This window comes from Marinobacter sp. CP1 (genome assembly GCF_001266795.1).
GTDB classification, from domain to species: domain Bacteria; phylum Pseudomonadota; class Gammaproteobacteria; order Pseudomonadales; family Oleiphilaceae; genus Marinobacter; species Marinobacter flavimaris.
On sequence record NZ_CP011929.1, the window covers coordinates 2,964,134 to 2,988,571 of the forward strand.

The 24,438-nt window shown below is 50.0% G+C and carries 20 protein-coding genes and 5 pseudogenes; 19 read left to right on the forward strand and 6 right to left on the reverse strand.

Going from position 1 to position 24,438, the window contains the following annotated elements:
• Nucleotides 1-162: 162 nt before the first annotated feature.
• Entirely contained in the window at nucleotides 163-1,488 is a 1,326-nt protein-coding gene (locus tag ACP86_RS13650) for an IS1182 family transposase (RefSeq protein ID WP_053112091.1), read from the forward strand.
• A gap of 622 nt (nucleotides 1,489-2,110) precedes the next feature.
• On the opposite strand, the gene ACP86_RS23715 is transcribed toward ACP86_RS13650, so the two are convergent.
• The 3 genes and pseudogenes from ACP86_RS23715 to ACP86_RS22690 form a co-directional block, all read right to left on the reverse strand.
• Nucleotides 2,111-2,410, reverse strand: a complete 300-nt coding sequence (locus tag ACP86_RS23715) for an MbcA/ParS/Xre antitoxin family protein (RefSeq protein WP_053114413.1) — start codon at nucleotides 2,408-2,410, stop codon at nucleotides 2,111-2,113.
• A gap of 149 nt (nucleotides 2,411-2,559) precedes the next feature.
• Nucleotides 2,560-2,706 (reverse strand): tyrosine-type recombinase/integrase, encoded by a 147-nt coding sequence (locus ACP86_RS23005; RefSeq protein ID WP_227507720.1) that lies wholly within the window; start codon nucleotides 2,704-2,706, stop codon nucleotides 2,560-2,562.
• Between the two features lie 179 nt (nucleotides 2,707-2,885).
• Nucleotides 2,886-3,527, reverse strand: a pseudogene (locus tag ACP86_RS22690) (IS3 family transposase); the annotation flags it as partial.
• 957 nt (nucleotides 3,528-4,484) lie between these two features.
• Between ACP86_RS22690 and ACP86_RS13665 the strand changes: the two are divergent.
• The 10 genes from ACP86_RS13665 to ACP86_RS13710 all read left to right on the forward strand — a co-directional run bounded on the left by ACP86_RS13665 (nucleotide 4,485) and on the right by ACP86_RS13710 (nucleotide 16,786).
• Nucleotides 4,485-5,630 carry an acyl-CoA dehydrogenase family protein gene (locus ACP86_RS13665; protein ID WP_053114414.1) on the forward strand — a complete coding sequence of 382 codons (1,146 nt, stop codon included), beginning with the start codon at nucleotides 4,485-4,487 and terminating at the stop codon, nucleotides 5,628-5,630.
• A gap of 38 nt (nucleotides 5,631-5,668) precedes the next feature.
• Complete coding sequence (locus ACP86_RS13670) at nucleotides 5,669-6,457, forward strand: enoyl-CoA hydratase/isomerase family protein (RefSeq protein WP_053114415.1); 789 nt, start codon at nucleotides 5,669-5,671, stop codon at nucleotides 6,455-6,457.
• 39 nt (nucleotides 6,458-6,496) lie between these two features.
• Nucleotides 6,497-7,273, forward strand: a complete 777-nt coding sequence (locus tag ACP86_RS13675) for an SDR family NAD(P)-dependent oxidoreductase (RefSeq protein WP_053114417.1) — start codon at nucleotides 6,497-6,499, stop codon at nucleotides 7,271-7,273.
• Between the two features lie 92 nt (nucleotides 7,274-7,365).
• A complete protein-coding gene (locus ACP86_RS13680) occupies nucleotides 7,366-8,427 on the forward strand; it encodes an MBL fold metallo-hydrolase (RefSeq protein WP_053114419.1) in 1,062 nt (353 codons plus the stop codon).
• A 78-nt stretch (nucleotides 8,428-8,505) separates the two neighbouring features.
• The gene (locus ACP86_RS13685; RefSeq protein WP_053114421.1) at nucleotides 8,506-10,068 is read left to right on the forward strand and encodes a class I adenylate-forming enzyme family protein; all 1,563 of its coding nucleotides are present in this window, start codon (nucleotides 8,506-8,508) and stop codon (nucleotides 10,066-10,068) included.
• A gap of 82 nt (nucleotides 10,069-10,150) precedes the next feature.
• Nucleotides 10,151-11,389, forward strand: a complete 1,239-nt coding sequence (locus ACP86_RS13690; protein ID WP_053114423.1) for a thiolase family protein — start codon at nucleotides 10,151-10,153, stop codon at nucleotides 11,387-11,389.
• Between the two features lie 221 nt (nucleotides 11,390-11,610).
• Entirely contained in the window at nucleotides 11,611-12,717 is a 1,107-nt protein-coding gene (locus ACP86_RS13695; protein ID WP_264752601.1) for an IS630 family transposase, read from the forward strand.
• A gap of 23 nt (nucleotides 12,718-12,740) precedes the next feature.
• Nucleotides 12,741-13,991, forward strand: a complete 1,251-nt coding sequence (locus ACP86_RS13700) for a hypothetical protein (RefSeq protein WP_144422723.1) — start codon at nucleotides 12,741-12,743, stop codon at nucleotides 13,989-13,991.
• A 1-nt stretch (nucleotide 13,992) separates the two neighbouring features.
• The gene (locus ACP86_RS13705; protein ID WP_053114427.1) at nucleotides 13,993-15,513 is read left to right on the forward strand and encodes a LuxR C-terminal-related transcriptional regulator; all 1,521 of its coding nucleotides are present in this window, start codon (nucleotides 13,993-13,995) and stop codon (nucleotides 15,511-15,513) included.
• Nucleotides 15,514-15,652: 139 nt separating this feature from the next.
• Complete coding sequence (locus ACP86_RS13710; protein ID WP_053114429.1) at nucleotides 15,653-16,786, forward strand: CaiB/BaiF CoA transferase family protein; 1,134 nt, start codon at nucleotides 15,653-15,655, stop codon at nucleotides 16,784-16,786.
• A 35-nt stretch (nucleotides 16,787-16,821) separates the two neighbouring features.
• Here the strand turns inward: ACP86_RS13710 and ACP86_RS22180 are convergent.
• Nucleotides 16,822-17,001, reverse strand: a pseudogene (locus ACP86_RS22180) (IS3 family transposase); the annotation flags it as partial.
• Between the two features lie 83 nt (nucleotides 17,002-17,084).
• Between ACP86_RS22180 and tnpA the strand changes: the two are divergent.
• The 3 genes and pseudogenes from tnpA (at nucleotide 17,085) to tnpC (ending at nucleotide 19,432) form a co-directional block, all read left to right on the forward strand.
• Nucleotides 17,085-17,459, forward strand: a complete 375-nt coding sequence (gene tnpA / locus ACP86_RS13715) for an IS66-like element accessory protein TnpA (RefSeq protein WP_053114431.1) — start codon at nucleotides 17,085-17,087, stop codon at nucleotides 17,457-17,459.
• Nucleotides 17,456-17,791, forward strand: a pseudogene (gene tnpB, locus ACP86_RS23275) (IS66 family insertion sequence element accessory protein TnpB). The gene tnpA and the pseudogene tnpB overlap by 4 nt, the downstream one beginning before the upstream one ends.
• A 75-nt stretch (nucleotides 17,792-17,866) precedes the next feature.
• On the forward strand, nucleotides 17,867-19,432 hold the full coding sequence (gene tnpC, locus ACP86_RS13725; RefSeq protein ID WP_053114433.1) for an IS66 family transposase: 1,566 nt from the start codon (nucleotides 17,867-17,869) through the stop codon (nucleotides 19,430-19,432).
• Between the two features lie 13 nt (nucleotides 19,433-19,445).
• On the opposite strand, the pseudogene ACP86_RS23720 reads toward tnpC, so the two are convergent.
• Nucleotides 19,446-19,730 (reverse strand): annotated as a pseudogene (locus ACP86_RS23720) (transposase); the annotation flags it as partial.
• A gap of 2 nt (nucleotides 19,731-19,732) precedes the next feature.
• Nucleotides 19,733-20,073 (reverse strand): annotated as a pseudogene (locus ACP86_RS23725) (transposase); the annotation flags it as partial.
• 151 nt (nucleotides 20,074-20,224) lie between these two features.
• Between ACP86_RS23725 and ACP86_RS13740 the strand changes: the two are divergent.
• The 5 genes from ACP86_RS13740 (at nucleotide 20,225) to ACP86_RS13760 (ending at nucleotide 24,437) form a co-directional block, all read left to right on the forward strand.
• The gene (locus ACP86_RS13740) at nucleotides 20,225-20,452 is read left to right on the forward strand and encodes an ATP-binding protein (protein WP_053114435.1); all 228 of its coding nucleotides are present in this window, start codon (nucleotides 20,225-20,227) and stop codon (nucleotides 20,450-20,452) included.
• A gap of 149 nt (nucleotides 20,453-20,601) precedes the next feature.
• Nucleotides 20,602-21,408, forward strand: coding sequence for an ABC transporter ATP-binding protein (locus ACP86_RS13745; protein WP_053114437.1), 807 nt, complete (start codon nucleotides 20,602-20,604; stop codon nucleotides 21,406-21,408).
• Nucleotides 21,405-22,127 carry an ABC transporter ATP-binding protein gene (locus ACP86_RS13750; RefSeq protein ID WP_053114438.1) on the forward strand — a complete coding sequence of 241 codons (723 nt, stop codon included), beginning with the start codon at nucleotides 21,405-21,407 and terminating at the stop codon, nucleotides 22,125-22,127. The genes ACP86_RS13745 and ACP86_RS13750 overlap by 4 nt, the downstream gene beginning before the upstream one ends.
• A gap of 100 nt (nucleotides 22,128-22,227) precedes the next feature.
• Nucleotides 22,228-23,445, forward strand: coding sequence for an ABC transporter substrate-binding protein (locus ACP86_RS13755; protein ID WP_053114441.1), 1,218 nt, complete (start codon nucleotides 22,228-22,230; stop codon nucleotides 23,443-23,445).
• Between the two features lie 104 nt (nucleotides 23,446-23,549).
• A complete protein-coding gene (locus ACP86_RS13760; protein ID WP_053114443.1) occupies nucleotides 23,550-24,437 on the forward strand; it encodes a branched-chain amino acid ABC transporter permease in 888 nt (295 codons plus the stop codon).
• Nucleotide 24,438 lies beyond the last annotated feature (1 nt).

Here is a 24,438-nt window from a genome sequence, read left to right on the forward strand (position 1 = left end):
GTGCCCTGGAACCCGCTTCAGGCTCTGGTGGTCTTCCAATTACACTGCGCATAATCTGGGGTTATGGTGAACCGACTTTGAGGAAATGGGAACTAGGAGTCTGCGCGGCAGAAGCTACATTCTGGCACAATAGATCAAAATTCTTCAGCAACAGGATGACTGATGGGAACCACTTTCCGCCCGTATTCGCCTGGCCAGGAACTGCTTCTTCCCCCGAGCCTGAACGAGTGGCTGCCTGAGGGGCATCTGGCCTATTTTGTCAGTGATGTCGTCGAGGAGCTGGATTTAAGCGCGTTTTATGCCCGCTACGAAGGCAACGGCCGACGCAACTCGCCCTTCGATCCACGAATGATGCTGAAGGTTCTGATCTACGCCTACGCCACCGGCGTTTTCTCTTCACGCAAGATCGCCCGGAAGCTGGAAGAAGACGTGGCCTTCCGGGTTCTGGCGGCAGGCAACTTCCCCAGGCATCGCACGATCTGTGATTTCCGCAAACACCATTTGGTTGCCTTCAAGGCCGTGTTTATTCAGGTGGTCCGGATTGCCCGGGAAGCGGAGCTGATCACGCTGGGAACACTGGCGATTGATGGCACCAAGGTTCGGGCTAATGCCAGCAAGCACAAGGCCATGAGCTATGGCCGCATGGGCGAGGAAGACGATCGTTTATCGAAAGAGATCGATGCACTTTGTCGTCAGGCGCGTCAGACAGACCAGTCGGAAGACCGACAGTTCGGCCCGGATAACCGGGGTGATGAACTGCCTGAAGAGCTTCAGTACCGGCAGGCGCGGCTGGACAAGATTCGTGCCGCCAAAGAGAAATTGGAAGCAGACCAGAAAGAGCGGGACAAGGCCCGGGGTCGGTCCCCGGACGATGATCGGCGCTCACCTCGCGGGGGCCCGAACTTCAAGCGGGATTATGGGGTTCCGGATGACAAGGATCAGAGCAATTTTACCGATCCGCAAAGCCGGATTATGAAAACGGCGGACGGGTTCCAGCAATGCTACAACGGCCAGTTGGCCGTGGATGGTGAATTCCAGCTGATTGTCGCCAACCACCTGGGCAATAATCCCAGTGACAATGGCTGTCTGATACCACTGCTGGATCAGGCAAAAGACACTCTGGAAACCTATCCGGATCAGTGTCTGGCTGACGCGGGTTACCGTAAAGAAGAAGATCTACAGACCCTGGAAGACAAAAGCATCGACGGCTATGTCTCGCTGCGCCGGGAGGGCAAGAAGAGTTCAGAGATAGACGCGAGCCGTTATCCGGCCAGCGCCCGGATGGCCGGGAAGCTGGCCACGGCAACCGGGCGATCGGTTTACGCTCAGCGCAAGCATCTGGTTGAGGCGGTCAACGGCTGGATCAAGCATGTTCTGGGCTTCCGACAGTTCAGTCTGCGGGGCCTTCACGCCGTGCAGGGTGAATGGGATCTGGTCTGTCTGTCGCTTAATCTCAGGCGGATGAGTTCACTGATGAGGCTGAAATAGAGGGTCCGAGGGATCCTTGGGCGTACTGAGTGATCGGACTACGATAACGCATTCGCTGATAACCGTCTTGACTGACTGAATAGAGAGAATCGAGACTCTATTCGGCTGGATATTGTGGATACGTTCTCGGGCCGAACTGTGATTCGACGCGGCGGGGTCACTTGCTCAAAATACTTCTGCCGCGCAGACCCCTAGGCGTCTCCCTGGCGCGTCACACCACTGGGCAGGTGTCGCGTTTGCCTGGCATCCGTGCGGGCGCTGAGTTTCGGTCCTATTGACTGAAATCCCGGACAAATAATACCACTCGAGAAACCTTAAGCTGTGCGAGATCTCGCATCGGCGTTTGAGAAGTTGCTTTCTAAAGGGGAGTGTGCGGACAAAATGAGAGGTGGTTTGCACACTGGTGTCGATGGTTTGCACATCGCTGACTCAGGTTATTTTTCTTTGTCGTTAATCTCCAAGTAGCGCGAATACAAACACCAGGCAGTCAGCAGTGCGCTGCCAAAGATCCCGATACCCATCGTTAGGAGCAGCGCTTTTTCCATAGGTGACTCCTGTCTCAAAGATAACCGATTCGTGGATGTGCAGAATAGTGGGTCAGCCACGAACCAGGGCGCGATCTCTAGGAAAACTCGCCACATTCGATTTTCCTGAGAACCCCCGTAACCTCTCGACGACCTTCGGACGTCTCGCATAGTTCAATAGGTCGCCGATGGCCAAGTGCGGCAACAGGACCGTTTAGCCAGTCGCAAGCTAGCTGGCGAGATTCAAAGACCTGCGAGGCGTACTCGATTAATTCGTCCATATTCTTGGGGGCTCTTGGACCATGGATTAACCATACAGTATAGGGCCGGAAGTCTTTCTTACCCAAGTCATGCTGAGTTGAGGTGGCCTTGGTCTTGCCCCTGGCCTGGCTGTCCATGTAAGGGGCTAGTCAGGCCCGGGAATTGTTGCCTTAGGACTGGGAAGCTGCTGGTGGCCGCCCAAAATGTTTTCTTTTAAACAAAAGCGAACATTCATGGCGCCTGTAATCCTCGGGGCTGTCTGCCTAGTTGAGCGCTTGGTCATTCTTCAAGAACCTAGCAAACGGTCAAATGGACTAACTGTTCCAGCTCGTCGATCGCCAATAACGTGGGTGTAGATTTCAGTCGTGCGAATATCGCTGTGGCCGCGGATCTCCTGAACCGTTCGGATATCACTTCGGGATCTCAGTACCAAAAGCGTGGCGAAAAGTATGCGCCGTCACCCGATTGGTAATTCCGCTCGTTTGCACAGCCTGCCTTAATTGCCTCGCGTGTGTAGAGTGATGAGAGTGATGTCAGCAAATATAGGCAGCGATGAGGTGAACGCATCTTGTTGGGGGCGGGAATAGATAATGCCTGACCTGCCCCCAGTCTTTAATCCAACTGCTTCCTAGTAATGTCCGTTACTGCTGAATCAGTTTTGCCAAGTCGGAGAGCGGAGGCAAACTCCAGGGGTGTCTGATACACTAGGGATGAGTGCGGACGCTGCTCACTGTAGTCCAAGCGCCAATTGCTGATCTTCTCCCGGGCGTGTGCGAGATCTCGGAACCAGTGTTCATTCAGACACTCATCCCGGAATTTTCCGTTAAAGCTCTCGACGTAACCATTCTGCATCGGCTTTCCGGGCTGAATCAGCTTCAGTTCAACGCCATGACGATAGGCCCATTGATCGAGTGCTTTGCCAGTGAATTTCGGCCCTTGGTCGGTTCTAACGGCTTTCGGGTAGCCTCGGAAGGCCGCAATGCCATCCAGGGTACGGGCTACCTGTTCACCCGAGATGCCCATGGCCACGGGAATGTCGAGGCATTCCTTGGTGAAGTCATTCACGATAGTCAGGCATTTGATCCTGCGCCCGTTGGCCAAGGAATCCATCACGAAGTCCATGGACCACGTATGATTCGGTGCATCGGGCAACACCAGGGGCTGTCGTTCCACCATCACACCTTTACGGCGCTTGCGTTTTCGGACGGCCAGGCCTGCCTCCCGGTAAAGCCGATAAACCTTCTTGTGATTCACCTCAGCAGCAACGCCAATCAGGGCGGAATTCATGGGAGATCGATCGGGACTGATCACCAACAGAGCGCAGATGGCCAGAATTGCGCAATTAAAGAAGATGGAGTAGCCCGCACCAAGAAAGTACATCAGCACCGAAGACGTCAGCAGGCAGCCAACAACATTGCCGATTGTGCTCAAGGCTGTAGCACTACCGGCGGCTTCGCTTTTTCTCGTATTCTGGTCTGCCGCGTTAAGTAGCAATGGCACGGTCTGGCCAAGAAAGAATATTAGCCGTGCCATGATAGTCGGACAGAAGGCTAGCAGGTGGGTTAGAGCATTGCTGAGTACCGGGATTACCGCAGTGAGGTCCGTCACCGTCAGAACATACCAGCTGAAGAACGGGTAGGAGAGACCAATACCGAATAATCCTGTGGCGAAAACGAGGTTGATCAGCAGGGCACTGGAAAATTTCTCGGATGATCTCTTCCCAGCCTGATAATAGCCAAGTCCAGGGCCGCCAAAAAGCAAGTTATGAAAATTGAGGTGTAAGACACTGATCTGCCGATAAACGCGATGGTTTGACGGTTAGTGACCATCTGAATACCTGCACTGGCCAAGCCAGGGACCGCCCCTTCCGGTCGTTTCATATGTTCCAGAAACGCCTACCAAAAAATGACGCTATCTAGCAATTGGGATTGTCAAAGCTGATAAGGCCTGGAATTCCCGCGCCCTCTGCTAGTTTTGTCTTGCCGTAGCAGAGTTACTGCACCCCCGGATGTCCTGGGAACGCCCACGAGCTGGCTAATCGACCGTTGTTGATAACAGGCCTCTTAGAAAACTAAGTATCTAGAAAATTGATCATTGGCCCTACCCCCGCTTTTGAGGGGGGTGAAGCCAAAACGATTGAGATACGGTTAGAAATATCCAACAAACCCGAGCTGCCAACGATAGCTCTCCCTTAGTTAGAAAGGCGATTTTATGACCATGCAGATGACAGAAGAACAAAGAATGGCCACGGACGGCTTGAGGAAGGTTCTCGACGCTGAGATTGAGCCAAAATTGAGAGCCCACGGTGAAAAGTTTATTCCCAAAGAGATGATGAAGGGCTTCATCAAAACGTTGACAGAATATGGTCTGATCAGAGCGCCGTTCCCAGAACAGTGGGGGGGCTTAGAGATGGATTGGGTCACACATTTGCGCTTGTGGGAGGAGGTTGGTGTCAGTGCAATCGATCTGGCGCTACCAATCCTTATCAATGTTTCCGGCGCAGACATGTTAATCAGAAATGCTTCTGATTCCGTGAAGGAAAAATATGTCCCTGGACTGCTCTCTGGTGAAGTTTTCATAAGCATGGGGATATCTGAGCCTGACGTCGGTTCGGACGTTGCTGCTGCAAAGACGCGTGCAGTCCGTGATGGGGATTATTGGGTCATTAATGGAGAGAAAACGTGGATTTCCAATGGAGAGCATATGGATATCTTCGTATGCACCTGTAAGACCGGCGAAGGCGAATTGACACACATCCTTATCGAGGCAGATACACCGGGCCTCGAAGTGCGTGGCATTCCTAAAATGGCGTTGAACGGACAATCAACCTCTCAAATTTTCCTCGCGGATGTACGCGTACCCGTCGAGAACACTGTCGGGGAGATCGGGCAGGGATTAAAGAACACGCTAGTAACCTTTGAGCGTGCCCGGTGTCACATGGCCGCGTGGGGCTATTCGATTGCAAGACGGGCGATGGAAGAGTCAATTAAATACAGTCAAACCCGATCTCAACATGGGAAATTGATTGCAGGTCATCAGCTGATTGCAGAGAAAATTGCCAACATGGCTACGCAGATTGATGCCGCTCGATTACTTACGCTCAGGGCAGCAGAAATGATTGATCAAGGTTTGCGGTGTGACAAGGAGTGTGCGATGGCAAAGTGGTTTAGCACAGAAATCGCGGTAAAAGCCTGTCGAGATGCGGTTCAGATCCACGGCGGTAATGGTGTTACTAAAGAGTTCATCGTAGAGCGACTAGCGAGGGAGGCAATAATTGGCCCTATTCCAGATGGAACGACTGAAATCCAAAAGCTGTTAATCGCCCGATCACTAACTGGTGTACCGGCCTTCAGTTAAAAAGCCACCAAAACAAGATGACTTGGCGAGGTAATCAAATGACGAACAGTGCCTTACTTTATGAGCAATCTGGACCCGTTGGGTGGATTAATCTAAACCGCCCGAATGAAATGAATGCGATCAATCTGCAGATGCTGGATGAGTTTGAAGAGATTTTGCCCAGGATCGCTAATGATGATGCCGTAAAAGTCATTGTTTTGACTGGAAAGGGGAGAGCCTTTTGCGCCGGAGCAGATCTGAAAGAGATCCTTAATTCTGCTCGCTTACAACCCGGAGAAGCGGATTTTATCGATCGATTGACTGGGCGCGTTTTGAATGTACTTCGTGACTTCCCTAAGCCGGTAATCGCGGCCTTGAACGGCATCACGATGGCTGGAGGCCTTGAAACCGCCATGTGTGCGGACATCGTGGTTGCGGCTGATAGCGCAAGAATCGGAGACGCGCACGCCAACTACGGCGTATACCCTGGAGCTGGCGGCGCAGCAGTTTTACCAAGAATCATTCCTCTTAACGTAGCGAAATTTCTGCTTTTCACCGGTAGCACGCTTTCTGCAGAAGAAATGAAAATTTACGGATTTGTGAATCAAGTGGTGGATCTTAATTCCCTGCGAGCTGAAACACAAAGGATTGCAGAGTTAATCGCAGAGAAAAGCCCAATTGCGCTTCAACGTATGAAAACTGTGGCGAATGAAACAGGCAGCAAGGCTCTTCACGATGCCTTGGAGCATGAACAGGTACTCTTCCGACGCCACATGCGTTCATATGACGCTATGGAAGGCCTTAATGCATTTAGTGAAAAGCGAAGGCCTCAATTCAAAGGTTACTAAGTCACATTTAGGTCTCAAATATTCAAACAGGAGTAGATCATGAATTTGGAAAATAAAGTAGTTGTGATTAGCGGAGGTGCATCTGGTCTAGGGCTAGCAACTGCGCGCTATCTTGTGAAAAAGAAAAAGGCAAAGGTCGCTTTACTAGATATGAACCGAGAAGCCGGACTGAGTGCTGTAGAAGAGCTCGGTGATGAAAACGCGATTTTTATAGCCACTGATGTCACCGAAGAGAACGATGTGGATGCCGCGATTAGCGCAACGATCCAAAAATTTGGCGCAATCCATGTGGACATAAATGCGGCGGGGATTGTAGCCCCAAAAAAGATTCTCGATAAAAATGGAATTGCGGGCTCGATCAATAATTTTAGAAATGTAATAAACGTCAATCTAGTGGGCCTATATACAGTAATGGCTAAGTGTGCAGAAAAGATGGCACTGAATGAACCGGATCAAAATGGTGAACGGGGCGTCATTATTAACGTTTCATCGGGCGCTGCTTGGGAGGGACAGCTTGGACAGTGCGCTTATGGCGCTTCCAAGTCCGGGGTTAACGGAATCAATATTCCAGCAGCACGTGAACTAGGTTCAATCGGTGTTCGCGTCAATTCAATTGCCCCAGGGTTATTCGCAACTCCGATGGTAGATGCGCTGGATTCAAAGGTGAAAAATGCCTTGATCGAAATGTGCGAAGCACCCAAACGGATGGGTAATGTTGATGAGTTTGCTTCAGCATGCGTATTTCTAGTTGAAAACGGATATATGAATGGTCGCTATATCCGTCTTGATGCTGCAACAGTTATGCAGGCGAAATAGCGGTAAAAGGATGTGTCCCTTTAGCCCTCCAAAATGGGGGGCTCTTTTTAAATTAATTAAATAAAATTTAACAGTTCGTTGAGGGATAAATTGTGCATACCACCAATAGAAGCGTTGCTCAGGGAAACATAATAAATATAGCTCCTCCTAAATTTGGAGAGCTGGTTTCTATCAGTGCTGGTCTGCTCTGGACGAGGCTTACAATTCCCTCAAAGCTTGACCATATAAATATCTATCTGATTAAAGATAAAGGCGGTTGGTTTGCCATTGATAGTGGCCCAAGTTCGGATGCTAATCGGGAAATTTGGGAAGAAATAGTACAAAAACTACCTGAGCCAAAAAAGCTCACTGGATTGTTGGTTACACACTGTCATCCTGACCATATTGGCCTCTCCGGCTGGATTCAGCAACATTTCCAAGTACCAGTCTATGCCTCCGAGAATGAAATTTCCAAAGCCAGGCGTGACGAGTTTAGCAGGTTATCCAGTGACCATGAAAAGGATGACTTTTTCTATAGAACTTTGGGGGTTTCGAATACAGAAATACCTGAGTTAAAGAAATACGCAAGAGTAATGGATAACCTTTATGGTCCTCTCCCAGAGAAAGTAAAAATAATTGAAAAAGGCGAATCTATAATTATAGGAGAAAATGATTGGGATATTTGGTCCGGATCTGGTCATTCCGTTGAGCATATATGTCTTAAAAACGACAAGCTAGGAATATTTATCTCTGGGGACCAAGTGCTTCCAGGCATAACGCCTCATGTAGGTACGGATATAATAAGCTTAAATGACAATCCTATCAAAAATTGGCTCGAAAGCTTAACTGATCTAAAGTCATGGGTTAACCCAGATTATTTAGTTTTACCAGCGCATGAAAGGATATTTTTCAATGCAATAGCTAGGGTTGACGAGATTTTAGAGCATCATCACAACCTGTTAAGAACGTTAATTCGAAAGCTTGATCAATGGTTAACTACAGATGAATTGTTATCTTTTGTAGGTTGGGGCGCGGTGAAAGGCTTCGGTCGCTGCCTCGCACTTGAGGAAACATTTGCGCACTTAATTTTTCTGGTCAATTCGGGAGAAGTAAAGATTCAGAAAAACGAGTCTTCTGACGCTATAGAGTTTCGCTCAATTTTAGTTGAAAAATAGTTATTTTACTGTTTTCGATTAAATAATGACCTGAGACCATAGCTTATATAAAAATAAGTCCTAACAAGCGAGGAATTTATGAAAATTAATTTCAGTAATCACATGGAAAATTTGGCAAATCGATATGGTGAATGTGAAGCTATTGTAAATATTGAGCGTAATAGGCGCTACAGCTTCGCAGAGTTTCATGCACTGACTAACAGAATTGTAAACATGATGACGTCTTTAGGGCTCGGTGCTGGTGATAGGTTTGTTAATATTTTGGATAACGACAATCTTTCGTTACTTCATGCTCCTACTATTTTTAAAGGTTGTGTGACCGGAGCTTTTACAAACTTTAGAGATTCCTTGGAAGAACATACTTGGCAAGTTGAAGCTTCTGGTGCCAAAGTGGCATTTATTGAAAATGAGCTCCTCGACTCTCATTACAAGATGCTACGGGATAGAAACGTTACTGTGATTGTAATGGATGAGCCTAAAGAAAGTCTTGATGGTGTTTTCTATTTCTGGGATTTGGTCAACAAGGCGTCGGATCATAATCCAGATATAGTCGTTGATGACAGAGAACATTGCGCAATAATTCGGTTTACAGGAGGTACAACAGGTAAGGGCAAACCAGCAATGTACAGCATTGATAACTGGCTTAGCTGCCGTGACACGGCATTTGCCTTGCAAGATAAGGATGCATGGATCAGAAATCCCAGATGCATTCATATTGCACCAATAAGTCACGGAAGTGGTATGTTATTTTTGCCAACGTTGTATTCTGGTGGTTGCACCATTACACAAAATGAACCTGACTTGAATCTATACTGCAAAAACATTGAAAAAGAAAAAGCGACGCTCACGTTTCTTGTTCCCACGATACTTTATCGTATGCTTGAGATCGATTCAGATTTGAGTTCTCTGAGGTTCGTGATCTATGGCGCTGCGCCTATGAGTCCCGGAAAGCTTAAAAAGTTGCAAGAAAAACTTGGGAATATTTTTGTTCAGTGTTATGGCTCTACCGAACATTTTGGTTTTGCGTCGAACATGGGGACGAGTCAGCATTTGATTAATAGAGAAGAAGATGAGGTTAGGCTTAGTTCAGCTGGGCAGCCGACCCCTGGCGTTGAATGCATAATCGTGAACGAAAAAGGTGAGAAGGTCCAGAAGGGAGAAACCGGTGAGATTTGGGTACGTTCCCGAAGTATATGTCTCGGATATTTAAATGCTCCTGAGCAAACTGGGGCTGAGTTTAAGGACGGATTTTGGAAGTCGGGCGACCTTGGTTATATGGATGATGAAGGATTTATTTACTTGGTTGACCGGAAAAAAGATATGATTATTTCAGGTGGCTTTAACGTTTATGCTAATGAAGTCGAAGCGGCACTTAATAGCCACCCTTCAATTTTAATGTCGGCAGTTGTTGGTATCCCGCATGAAGAGTGGGGCGAGGCGGTTCATGCTGAGGTTACTTTACGCGAAGGTTGTGATGTAGGCGAAGATGAATTAGTTGCGCATGTTAAAGGTCTGATCGGTGGATACAAAGCGCCAAAATCTCTAATGATTGTCGATCAGCTTCCTACTAGTGTGGTTGGTAAGGTTTTACGCAGGAAAGTGCGTGAAAAATACTGGAAAGGTGAACGGAAAATTTCGTAATAGCAAGGTAAAAAAGTCATAAATCATAGTGACAACAAATGTCAAATTTGTGATTTAAAAGTTCTAATCTCGGAGAAATATAATGGAAGATATTTTTGTCGCCGGCGTTGGTATGACAAAATTTGGTCGTCATTTTGATCATAGTTATAAGGAACTGGCGAGAGAGGCTATCGAGCAGGCGCTTACTGATGCTGGAGCTAGCAAGGCTGATGTAAAGCAAGCATTTTTCGCCTCTTGCGTTATCGGTTTAATGCATGATCAACATATGATTCCTGGTCACGTTGCTTTGCGGTCGATGGGATTTGAGGGCATTCCTATCTTTAACCTTGAGGGGGCTTGCGCATCTGCTAGCACAGCCCTTCATTTGGCAGAGAACGCTATTAGGAGCGGGTCTTGTGACATCGCAATTGCTGTGGGCGTAGAGAAAATGAACAGCCCTGATAAGGCAAAAATGTTTTCGGCGTTTGACTCTGCTTGGGATGTTGAAACCGTGAGTGATAACCGGGACATCCTCTTAAAGATGGGGGAGGGAGTCGAATGCCCGGAGGGCTCTCAGTCCCCTAGACCATATTCCATGTTTATGGATGTGTATGCAGCGTTCTCCCGGTTCCATATGAAAACATTCGGAACGACCCAAAGACAAATCGCTGCCGTATCCGCAAAAAACCATCGACACTCTGTTCATAATCCTCTCTCGCAGTATCAGGTTGCGTATACTATCGAGGAGGTTTTGGCCGCACCGCCTATTACTTACCCACTTACATTGCCGATGTGCGCTCCTATTTCGGATGGCGCGGCGGCTGCGGTTTTGTGTAGCGCTGCGGGGCTAAAGAGGCTTAAGGGAGACAGCTCAAGAGCCATTAGGCTGCTTGCCAGTGTTGTGCGATCGAGCTCAGATCGAAGTTTCGATGATTTTGAAAATCACCTAACTGCTTTAGCTGCTAAAGATGCTTATGAAAAGTCTGGCGTTGCTCCAACCGATATTGACGTAGCCGAGGTTCACGATGCGACTGCGATGGGGGAAATAATACAGGCAGAGAATCTCCAGCTAGCGCCATATGGTGGGGCTGGGTGGGCTGCTGAAGCTGGCGAGTTCACTGTAGGAGGCCGAATTCCCATCAATCCATCGGGCGGTCTGGAATCCAAAGGGCACCCGATTGGCGCAACCGGAATAGGGCAAGTTTATGAGCTAGTGACTCAATTGAGAGGCGAAGCTGGAAAAAGGCAAGTCGAAAATGCTCAAATCGCCATTCAAGAAAATGGCGGCGGCATTTACGGAGTTGAGGAAGCTACAGCTGTAGTAAATATTTTTTCTAAATAGTACAAGGTTAGCATGGGCCATGTCGGGGCGCATATAGAGTGTCCCGCCATGGCAACTCAAGCTTTTCGACCTGTTGACTCAATGGATCAATTGGATTATTTGAGACTGAAAATTTTGTATTGTCGTTCCTCAACCCTAAAGGGTGATTTAGTGCGCCGTCTGATCAATATCATCTATGATTGAAGTTTTTCTGTCAGTAAGAGAAGTATTCAATTGTGCCCATGCCGATAGCTCCATTTAATCTGACCCTAAACGATCAATTGAAACTCCATGGCAGGTGCCGAGCCAGCACTTTGATCAAACGCCTAGTTCATCGTGTCAGTCTTCATTTCATAGGGAATGCATGCGAGACGGTCCCAGGGATATCCAGCTTGCTTCAGGTTAACACTCAAATGGTATTCAAGTGGCGCAAGCGCTACCGTGTGCGAGATTTTAAAGGGTTTTATGATTCACCGCGCCTGAGCCAGCACCGAAAACTGAACCGTGGAGACGTCAAAATTTATGAGCACACGGTTCATCAGGGTCCGATACAAGCCTTGCACTGGAGTATCAGCCTCATACGAACATGCCGGGGGCGCGTGTTGGCAAGTGCATTAGCTGAAGAATGCGTTAAATTTGAAGCCGCAACGGCTCACTACGTTAAAATCACGAATAATCCGTATTTTCTCGAGAAAGTTTGCGACATTGTCGGCCTTTATCTGAATCCGACGGACAATGCGCTGGTCCTCATTGTTGATGAAAAGACCCAAATTCAGACGTTCGATCGAACACACCCAAATCTACAGCTCAAGCCAGGCCAAGTTGAGCGTCATCCGTACGATTACAAGCAACATAGCACGACAAGCCTTTACGCGGACTTCAACATTTTGACGGGCGAAGTTATTGGCCGTGTCGCCCAGAGTCATCACGCCTTGGAATTTATAGATGTTTTAAGACAGATTGATTGGGAAGCTCCGCAGGATCTGCAGCTGTGTATCATCTTAGATAGCAACTCTTCTCACAACACCTTGGAGGTCAAAGCCTGGCTCGCCAAGAATCCTAGGTTCAAGGTGCATTTCACCCCAACCAGCGCGTCGTGGTTGAATGAGGTTGAGAAGTGGTTTGGTCAACTGGAACGGCGCGCACTTTATCGAGGAAATTCAATTAGCGTTGGTGAATCGAAGTCAGGGATTAAGAAGTGTATTAAGGTTCACAACGAAAAACTGGCCAAGCCCTTCCGGTGGAATAAAACTACTGGACACGATTGTATCATTGGCATGGCAATTTTGCGCTTAATCGATAATAAGCGTGTAAATTTAATAGGCGCTATATTTGGTGGGCTGGAATGAGGCAAAAACAAGATCTAAGAGGCATGCGACATCATCTGAGTTCGAATTGGCGCCTGCCGTTGATTCCGACCAAACTTTCACCGCCAAGGAGGTCTCAGCCTCTCTTTTCCCGAAAACGGCTGGAGAGTCTTGCCCCGGCAATCATGAAGCATGCTTTGACACTAGTCCAGGCGCCTGCAGGGTATGGAAAGACTACAATCGTTGGCCAATGGGCGGACATGTATCGAGGTGAAGATAAGCTTATAGCTTGGTTAAGTCTCTCAGAAGAAGACAACTCAGAAAAACGATTCTTATCATATCTCATCGCCTCACTGTCAATAACGAAGTCGAATTTCTGCAATGAATCTATTTTAGCGATTAACTCTGAACTATCTTCATCGATTGAAGTTGTTGAATCGATTTTGCTCGCCGAGTTAGAGGCCTCTCGAGAGGAAATCCTACTTACATTAGACGACTACCACTGCATTACTAATCCTGAAATTCACTCGCTAATGTTGCGTCTGATAAAGAATCGACCCGAAAATCTCCATATTATCATTGCAACCAGATCCGAAATTCCCATACGGCTATCTAAGCTGAAGTTGGAAAACCAATTGTTAATCTTGGGTGTCTCTGATCTTCGAATGGATTTTAGTGAGCTTGAGATGTTTCTAAACGAAGTTGTTGAGTTGGATCTACCTAAGAACGTCGCGAGATTGCTTTACGAGGTTAGCGAGGGATGGGTTGCCGGCGTGCAAATGGCGGCTTTGTCACCAAGGCTTCGCAAAGAACCAAAACAATTCCTTAATGAATTTGCAAGCGGATCGAAGGATCTTAAAAACTACCTCCATGAGGTATTAGTGGAACTATTACCTTCAGATTGTGAGGAAGCCCTTGTACGCTGCTCAATTTTAGAGCGCTTCAACGTATCGCTATGCGAGGTGGTTGGTGGGGTAAGCGATGGGAATGCCTTTTTAGAGAAATTGTCTCGGTTGAATTTGTTTATATTTTCGCTTGATGACAATAATGAGTGGTTCCGGTTTCATCGGTTATTTTCTGATTTTCTTCGAGAACGTTTGGGTCAGTTAGGTAAAAAGGAGGTGTTAGCCCTTCATCGTCTTGCTTGCAACTGGTTCGTCGCTCATGAGTTGTGGTCTGAAGCAGTGAGTCACGCTTTAGCCATTGGTTATTCAGATCTTGCTAAAACGTTCATCGAACGCTGTGCATCGGAAATGCTAGAAAAAAAGCCGAACGGCCACACTGGTCAATTGGGGGAAGCAAATACCAGAGCATGAGTTGAGCAAGAATATTGACATACGCTTGGCAATCGTCCGGGCTCAGATGCTAATGATGGAGCTTCCTCCCATTCATGGCTTGCTTCATGAGATAGAGTCTGACTTGCAGAAAAGTGATGATGTTGATTTGATGGAAAGAAGAGAGGATTTGCAAAAACAAATACAGACAACGTCATTGCTACTTGCACTACTTGAGGACCGATTGGAAGACGCTAGGCGCTCTGCGGAGCCATGGATGGAAGCGCCTAGTGAGCTCAATAGATTTGAGTACGAAGTGGTCTTCAATGTCCTAGGCTATATTTATCTCCATCAAATGCGTTTTGATGAGATAGTTGAGGTACAGCGGCAAGCAGCTCGAATGACCAATAAGCTTCACTTCGGTGAGGGATACCGAAAAAGTTTTGAAGGCTTGGCCTGGTTCTGGCGTGGACGCTTAGATAGAGCTAAAGCATTGCTGGGAGAGTCTTTAGCGATTTCTGAAAAAATCGCCGGTCGGCGTTCGATGGCTTCTGTGACAGCCATCGCGAGCTTGGCCGAGCTTTGCTATGAGCGTAACAAAATAGAGGAGGCGGAGGAATTATTGGCATCTGCAATGACGGGCTCTTTGGACGCCTGCCTATTGATAACAGCACAAACCATTTATTCGCTTCTTGCTCGAATAAGTAAGCTGCGCGGAGAAAAAGCAGAATCTTGGATATTACTGGATAAGCTCGAAAAGGTTGCCATGAAAAGAGGGTGGGTCCGACTGGAGGGCCACTGCTATGCAGAGCGTATTCAGTCTGATATTTGGGAGGGTGATGGGGTATCAGCAACGAGAGAGCTAGGGCGTTTTGAACAGTATCTTGAGACCGTGAATCCGGATGTTATTGCTAAAGAACTCCTACATGATGATTGGCTAATATCGAAGGCACGAATTGAACTCCTTAATCAACCATCCAAGGGTTTTATAAAGGAGTTGCATGAGCGTATTACTGTTCTAGACCGTCAGGGTGCGTTTTATCGTAGTGCTAAATTCAGAATGCTGGCTGCGCTTGGAGAGTGGAAAATTGGCCAAACCAAGGCGGCTAAGAAAAGCTTAATTCCAGCACTCGCACTAGGTCAAGCGCAAGGCATGTTTAGAACCTTTGCAGATGAACTTCAAGGTGGGCAGTGTCTTCTAAAAAATATTGCTTCAAGTTTAGACGCACACGAAATGCGGTTGATGCCTTATATTGAAGGCTTAGTAAACAATATGGAACCTGCACCAAAATTGTTAGGCAATTTTGAAAAAGACCTTGAATCTGACTCGTTACCATCTGACATTTCTGATCTCGAACTCTTGAGTGCATCAGAGGTTACTGAAAGGGAGCGTGAGATTCTGGAACTAATCGGGGATGGTCTATTTAATAAGGAAGTTGCGAACCTATTAGGAATATCCGAGGGTACTGTCAAATGGCACCTAAAAAACCTATACAGTAAATTGGGCGTTTCCAGCCGAACTCAAGCCTTAAAAAGGGCGCATAGTCTAAAACTGATAAATTAACCTTCCCTCCCTGTCCCGCCCTTTCGAGGGGGGGAAGGTTGTTTATTTTTGGTTAGTATTTTGGGCCGCGAGAGTAAAGTAATACTGCTGAATTAAATGCCATTTCGATCGAAAGCATCTCGGAATATTAGGAGTTTTTATGGGGCCTCTTGAGGGAGTCAAAGTTGTAGAGTTTGCAGGGATTGGTCCAGCGCCGATAGTGGGTATGCTGTTAGCTGACTTGGGAGCCCAAGTTGTGCTAATTGAACGCAAAGTGATGAATTCAAACGCTGCAACAGTTGATCCCACTTTGATGGGAAAGGCTGCATTTTTTAAACGAGGTAAGAAGTCAATCACACTAAACCTCAGCAAATGTAGTGATGTTGAGGCTGCTTTGAGTTTAGTTGCAAAGGCTGATGTGCTCGTGGAGGGTTTCCGCCCTGGCGTTATGGAGAGATTGGGGATTGGACCAGAGGTATGCCTCGAAAAAAATCCAAAACTAATCTACGGTCGGATGACTGGATGGGGACAGACGGGACCGCTAGCGCCTTCGGCCGGTCATGACCTGAACTTTTCTGCCATCACAGGAGCTCTTTTTTACGGCGGTTTGCCAGGGGATATTCCGTTCCCGACGCCAACTTTGCAGGGTGATGTGGGGGGAGGGAGCATGTCTTTGGCGCTCGGTATCCTATCTGCACTGTTTCATGTCAATAAAACTGGCCAAGGTCAAGTGATTGATGCGGCTATTTCTGATGGTGTAATTTATAACATGATGCTTCTGGCCAGTTTGAGGGAACAAGGAGTCATTAGTGATGGCGACCGTAATGACTTTTTCAGTGGTGCGGCTCCGTGGTGCAGCACTTATCGGTGTGCCGATGATCGCTTTGTTACCGTTCAAGCATTAGAGCCTAATTTTTACCAAAAGCTAGTTTCTATTTGTGGTTTTAGCGATGATCCAGACTTTGTAGACCAATACGATAAGAGTTGCTGGCAGATAGCGAAGACGAAGATGTCAGCGTTTTTTGGCTCCCGTACGCAGGCTGAATGTTGTTCGCTTTTGGAGGGAACAGACGCTTGTTTCGCTCCGATTTTGAATTTTTCTGAGGCTGCAAATCATCCTCATAATCAGGCGCGTGAAAGCTTCATTCGTATTGACGGAGTGCTGCAGCCTGCACCCGCACCTAAGTTTAGTCTCACTAAGCAGGTGGTTGGTAGTATACCTGATTTGGGTGAGCACAATGACAATATTTTGGGACCGCTAGGTTTGTATAACAAATCCAATCTCTCTGATTGATATCAGAATCTTAGACGCGAAAGGTCAGAGGGGTTCTACCCCATTTCCACGGACGGTTTTAAAACGGCTGACAACTTCCGATCCTGAACGGCAACTCTACGTCGCATCCTGGGATTATGGAACCGCTCAATGTAGTCGAATACATCAGCTCGCGCTTCGTTCTGAGTGCGGTAATGCCGGTGGTGAATTCGCTCCCGCTTGAGCATCCCGAAGAATGTAACCGTCCGGTAAACCCATCTTGAGCCAGGTGCTGCGGCCGTCAGGATAGTGTCCACTTATTTTTAAGTGGACACTTAACATGACCAACATAAGCGTAACCAAGCCCTACCAAAAACGTCGTCGTTACTCTAAAGAGCTGAAGGCTCGTATCGTCGCCGAATGTTTGAAGCCCGGGGCGTCTGTTTCCCGGATTTCGCTGGATAACGGTCTCAACGCCAACATGGTCCGGCGCTGGATGAGCGAAGCGCGAAGGGCGGCTAAAACACCGGAAACACCTGGATTCGTTCCGGTCCGTCTGCCAGCAGTGGCCTCTGCACCGAGCAACCAATCCGTTTCAGACAAGCGTAGCACCATCCGCATCGAGATTCCCCGCGCCGGTGGTGCGGTTGTGGTGGAGTGGCCTGCGGAGCAGGCCCATCAGTGTGCGGCTTTGCTTCGGGATCTGTTGGGATGATCCGCATTGATGAGATCTGGCTGGCCACCGAACCGCTGGATATGCGGGCCGGACCCGACAAGGCCCTGGCGCGGGTTATTCAGGTATTCGGTTCGGCTAAACCCCATTGCGCCTACCTGTTCGCCAACAAGCGAGGCAATCGGATGAAGGTGCTGATCCATGATGGCCTGGGCATCTAGTTGTGCGCCCGCCGGCTGAACCGGGGTAAATTCCACTGGGGCGAAACCTGGCGCGGTGACCAACTGCGCCTGACCGAGGAACAGTTGTCTGCCTTGGTTCAGGGCCTGCCCTGGCAGCGCATTGGCGCGGAGGGCGTCATCTGCATCCTGTAATCACAAGTGCTGTGATGCCGCTATAGCCAGAACCGCGAATCGCCTGCCGAGCAGGGACTTGGCATACTAGGCGGCATGACTCAGCGCCCCGATATCAACCAACTCTCAGCCGATCAGCTCCGTGCTCTGGCGACGGAACTGATGGACTCCCTGGACGCCAAGGATCAAGCCTTGGGCCGGAAGGAGCGGGAGTTGGTGCGCCGCAATGCCATCATCGAGAAGCTGACCCACGAAGTCGCCATCCTCAAACGTCACAAGTTCGCCCGCCGCAGTGAGCAACTCGATGCCGTTCAGGGCAAGCTCCTGGACGAGCTGATCGACAGTGACCTGGCCGCCATCGAAGCCGAGCTGGACCAGGCGATGACTGAGGAGCAGAAGGCCGCTCGACCCAAGCAGAAGCCTAAGCGCACCCCGCTGCCACCGGAGCTGCCCCGTACCCTGATCCACCATGAACCGGTCAATACCCAGTGCCATTGCGGCTGCCAGCTCAAGCGTATTGGCGAGGACGTGAGCGAAAAGCTGGATTACGTCCCGGGCGAGTTCACCGTGGAGCGGCACATCCGGGGCAAGTGGGCCTGCGAGCAGTGCGAGACCTTGATCCAGGCACCGGTACCACCGCAGGTGATCGACAAGGGCATCCCCACCGCCGGCCTGCTGGCTCAGGTGTTGGTGGCCAAGTACGCGGACCACCTGCCACTGTACCGTCAGGAACGCATCTTCGGCCGTGCCGGCCTGGAAATACCCCGTTCCACACTCGCCGAATGGGTCGGTGCCTGCGGTGTGCAGTTGCAGCCCCTGGCAGATGCGTTGAGAAACGCCTTGCTGGAACACAACGTTCTGCACGCCGATGAAACGCCGGTCAGCATGTTGGCTCCGGGTAAGAAGAAAACCCATAAGGCCTACGTCTGGGCTTACTGCACCACACCGTTCTCGGACCTGAAAGCCACCGTTTACGACTTCGCCCCAAGCCGGGCGGGTGAACACGCCCGCACCTTCCTGGGTGACTGGCAGGGCAAGCTGGTCTGTGACGATTACGCCGGCTACAAGGCCGGGTTCGGCAACGGCATCACCGAAATTGGCTGTATGGCACACGCCCGACGCAAGTTCTACGACCTGCACGAGGCCAACAAGAGCGAACTGGCGGCCAAGGCCTTGGAATACATCGGCGGCCTCTACGAGATCGAACGGGAAACCAAAGACCTGCCGCCGGATAAGCGGCTGGAAATCCGACAAACCAAAGCCAAACCGCTTGCTGATGCACTACAGCAATGGATGCAGGCGCATCGTCAGAAAGTGCCGGATGGCTCCGGCACGGCCAAAGCACTGGATTACAGTCTCAAACGTTGGGCAGCGCTGACGCGCTACCTGGACGATGGTGCGGTGCCCATCGACAACAACTGGGTGGAAAACCAGATCCGGCCCTGGGCATTAGGCCGCAGCAACTGGCTGTTCGCGGGATCACTACGCAGTGGTCAACGGGCGGCTGCGGTGATGACCCTGATCCAGTCCGCCAAGCTGAACGGGCATGATCCTTATGCCTACCTGAAGGATGTGCTGACCCGGCTGCCAACGCAGAAGAACAACGCCATCGACGAGCTGTTGCCCCACCACTGGAAGCCGGCTACACCTGACAAGGTGTGATCACCGGCCGCTTACCGAAGAATCCCTCGCAGGCAGCATTATCGCCACAATGACCGACCGCACTCATGCTGCTTACCAAACGGTTGCTACCAAGATATCGCTGGTAGTCACCACTGGTAAATTGACTGCCTCGATCTGAATGCAATACCACCGGGACTTTCCCCTGGCGCTGCCAAACGGCCATCTCAACGGCTCTGATCACCATATGCCGATCCTGCCGGTAATGCATGGGCCAACCAACGATCAGCTTGCTGTATAGGTCGAGAACCACGCACAGAAAGAGCTTTCCTTCCTGCGTGGGCACATAATACGTATTGGGAAATGGCTGCGACAACGTTGAATCGCCTGATACCTCAGGGCGACTCCTTTGCGAAGAACACCGCCGCTTCGCGCAAAAAATCACGCTCCTTCTTCACGCGAACCAATTCTCGTTTGAGACGGGCAACCTCCTCGTCTCTGGGAGAACCAGAGCCCTTGAAGGCCTTGTCTGTCTCCTCATCCGCTTCTCTGCGCCACCGAGACAGCAGGTTGGGATTAATACCAACCTCCAGGGCAATCTGGCGACAGCTCACACCGGGCTGACGGGTTAAAGCGATGGCTTCGCGTTTGAACTCTGGGCTATATCTTCTGCGTCTGAATATGAACACTCCTTTGGCACAGTGTGCCTCTTTTTAGGAATGTCCGCAGTAACGGGGTAGAACCCATCCGCCTCGGAGTGGCTGTAGCCCCCAGGCCACAGAGCCAGCTACTTTCCTTGCTGGATTAGCAGTTCCACGACGAACGGAAAACCTGGTGTTTATCAGCCCGTCAGGTGTGGGCAGGTCAACCCAGCAGGCCCGCTACAACTTGCTCCAGTTGATCGATAGCCTTTACGAATACCGGTCGATCATCCTGACCACCACCAAGAACCTCATCAGTTGGGGCGAGTTCTTCCGCGACGACAACGTGGAGGTGCCGATCATCGACAGGACGATACAGCCACTCACACTTCTTGTGTTGGGAGGCGAAACTCTCGACTGAGGCAGAAAGCTACAAGATTCACGATGAAGAGCGGGCAAAGTAGATGGCCATTGGAAAATCTTTACGCGGCCCCTTCTTTTGGGGGGGGAGTCATATGATTTATGAAGATACTTTGGACAAAGTTCAAAAACAAAAATAGTAGGCAAGAAATGAGTAATCCATATGTATTGCAAACCCGAGGCCTCGTAAAGAAGTTTAGGGGATTTCAGGCCGTTGATCATGTCGATCTACAAATTCGGCAGGGCGATATTCATGCCTTAATTGGCCCTAACGGTGCCGGCAAGACCACGGTTTTCAATCTCCTGACCAAGTTCCTGATCCCGACCAGGGGGCAGATCCTTTATAAGGGAGAGGACATCACCTCTCTGAAATCCGCCGCCATCGCCCGTAGGGGTGTGGTTCGGTCCTTCCAGATTTCCGCTGTGTTCCCGCACATGACTGCCCTCGAGAATATCCGCGTCGCATTGCAGACGTTCGAGGGCAACTCTTTCAGCTTCTGGCAATCCGGAGCCCGTCTGAACAAGCTCAATGAGCGCGCTATGGAATTGCTGGATGCGGTGGGACTGACCAGTTTTGCCAATACCACCACCGTGGAGCTGGCCTACGGCCGCAAACGGGCATTGGAGCTGGCGACCACGCTGGCGATGGAGCCGGAAATCCTGCTGCTCGACGAACCCACCCAGGGTATGGGCAGCGAGGATGTGGATCGCGTGGTGGAACTGGTGCGCAGCGCGGCCAAGGGCCGTACCGTGCTGATGGTGGAGCATAACCTGAGCGTGGTCAGCAAACTGTGTGACCGCATCACCGTGCTGGCCCAGGGGGCCGTTCTGACTGAAGGCGACTACGAAACCGTGTCTGCCGATCCCCGTGTGCGCGAGGTTTACATGGGATCCGACGGTAGTGGCGAGCGAGGCGCGACCGAGACCAATCCCGCCAGTGCGGAGGCCGCCCAATGAGTCACGGACCGGACAAGGAATACGAACAGCTGCGGGTTTCCGGACTGCACGCCTTCTACGGCGAGTCCCATATCCTGCATGGCATCGACATGGTGGTGCACCGGGGTGAACTGGTAACCCTGCTGGGGCGCAATGGCGCCGGCCGCACCACGACCCTCAAAGCGATCATGAACATGGTGGGCCGCCGCACCGGCTCCATCATGATCAACGGGGAGGAGACCATGTCCTGCGCTCCCCATCATATTGCCAGGTTGGGTGTCGGGTATTGCCCCGAACATCGGGGCATTTTTTCGTCACTCAACGTCCAGGAAAACCTGACCCTGCCACCGGTGGTGCGCAGCGGCGGCATGAGCCTGGAAGAAATCTACACCATGTTCCCCAACCTCTACGAACGCCGATTCAGTCAGGGGACGAAGCTCTCTGGCGGTGAGCAGCAGATGCTGGCCATGGCGCGCATCCTGCGCACCGGTGCCAATATGCTGTTGCTCGACGAAATTACCGAGGGGCTGGCGCCTGTCATCGTGGAAACGTTGGGTGAGGTGTTGGTGGCCTTGAAGAAAAAGGGCCTGACAATCGTTCTAGCTGAGCAGAACTTTCACTTTGCAGCGTCCCTCGCAGATCGCCATTACGTTTTGGAGTACGGCCAGATTGTGGAAGAGATTAGCTCACATGAGCTGAGTTCTAAAAGGGCATTGCTGGATCATTATCTCTGTGTATAGCGAAAGCCAACAATAGGAAAAGAAGTTTGGAATATTGGCGTGCAGTAACTCACTAGTTTTAAACCACAATACAATTAGCGACCTAGTTGGAGATATAAAAATGATAAATATGAAAAAGTCTTTCTTGGCGATGATTTTGTCCGCAGTGATCGTTAGCGATGCGAAAGCAGAAATTTCTGACGATATTGTGAAAATTGGCTATCTAGCTGATATGTCCGGTACCTACCGAGATTTGGTTGGGCCAAATGGCCTTGCTGCACTGGAGATGGCGGTGGATGATTTCGGCGGCAAGGTTGGCATGGCCGATATCCAAATCGTTAGCGCTGATGATCGTAATAGCCCCGACGTGGCTTCAAGCACAGTGCGCCGGTGGTTAGAGAATGAAGACGTGGATATGGTAGCGGGATTTGTAGCCTCTTCTGTATCTCTAGCGGCCATTGAAGTTATAAAAGAGAATAATAAGTTAGGCATCGTGTCGGGCTCAATCGCATCAAGTATCACGAATGAGCATTGCTCTCTGAACCATATTCATTATGTATACGATACATATCCGTTAGCTGTTGGAACTGCCCGTGCTGTCGTAGAGGAAGGAGGAGAGTCATGGTTCATTTTGGCTGTCGACTATAGTGGAGGCCATGAACTTGAAGCGGCGGTTTCAAGTGTTGTCGAGGCGAGTGGAGGTGAAGTTATAAAGACCCTTCGCCATCCGTTTCCTACACCAGACTTTTCTTCATTCATCCTTCAAGCCCAGGCCTCAGGAGCAGATGTGGTCGCTCTAGCCAACGCCGGAGCTGACGCGATTAACGCTATCAATACCGCTGGCGAATTTGGCTTGACTCAATCCGGCCAGAAACTCGCAGCATTGCTGCTCTTTCTTACAGAAGTGCACTCGCTTGGAGTTGAGACTGCTCAGGGGATCCAACTCACAACAGGTTGGTATTGGGATATGAATCCGGAAGCTCGCGCTTGGGCAGACCGATTCTTTGAAAAAACAGGTGTGCGTCCGACAATGGTTCATGCCGGTATCTACTCCAGCACAATACATTATCTTAATGCTGTCGAAGCTACGGGCTCCGACGACTCTCAGATCGTTCGCACTCAGATGATTAATACCCCAATCAACGACATGTTCGCAACTAACGGAAGGATTCGTCAGGACGGTCGTATGGTCCATGATATGTATTTGGCTCAGGTTAAGACCCCGGAGGAATCCCAAGGGGAATGGGATCTATATAAGATTGTCCGCACAATTCCTGCCGAAGAAGCGTTCCGTCCCCTTTCAAATAGTGTTTGTCCTCTAGTCACCGACAACAGGTAATTTTTCGACATGGGCTCTTGAATATTGAGATTGAAGAGCCCTTGCCGGTCGGTTCGAATAACTTTTGACTATACATTTTTATTAGCTAATTTGGAGTCCGTTGCATGTCAATGGTGTTCGGCGTTCCTCTTGCTGTGCTGTCCGGCCAGCTCCTGATCGGGATTATTAACGGTGCCTTTTACGCCCTGTTAAGCCTCGGCCTTGCGGTTATCTTCGGTCTGTTGAAAATCATCAACTTCGCCCATGGCGCCATGTATATGCTCGGTGCCCTGGTCACCGTGGTTCTGTTTGACCTGTTGGGCGTCAATTACTGGGTAGCTCTGTTTGTGGCCCCAGTCCTAGTTGGCGCTTTCGGCTTGTTGATTGAATACTTCCTGCTCCGGCGCATTGCTGGTCAGGATCACATCTACAGCCTGCTGCTCACCTTCGGGGCGGCCCTGATCATCCAGGGCGTCCTCACCAACATCTACGGAGTGTCCGGGTTGCGCTATTCCATGCCGGATATGTTCAAAGGGGGCATCAACTTGGGTTTCATGTTCCTGCCGTACTACCGGGCCTGGGTGATCGTGGTGGCCCTGCTGGTGTGTTTCGGCACCTGGTTCATCATCGAGAAAACCAAGCTGGGTTCCTACTTGAGGGCGGGCACAGAAGACTCGCAGCTGATGCAGGGCTTCGGCATTAACGTACCCTTGCTGGTGAGCCTGACCTACGGATTCGGCGTCATGCTGGCGGCTTTCGCCGGTGTGCTGGCGGCACCCATATATTCGGTAACTCCGGTGATGGGGTCCAACATTCTCATCGTGGTCTTTGCGGTGGTGGTGATTGGAGGCATGGGCTCCATTGGCGGGGCCATAATCACGGGCATCCTGATGGGCGTGATCGAAGGCCTCACCAAAACGTTTTACCCGCCGGCGTCTTCGGCCGTTATCTTCCTGGTGATGGTCCTGGTGCTGATGATCCGACCCACCGGCCTGTTCGGTAAGGAGGCATAAT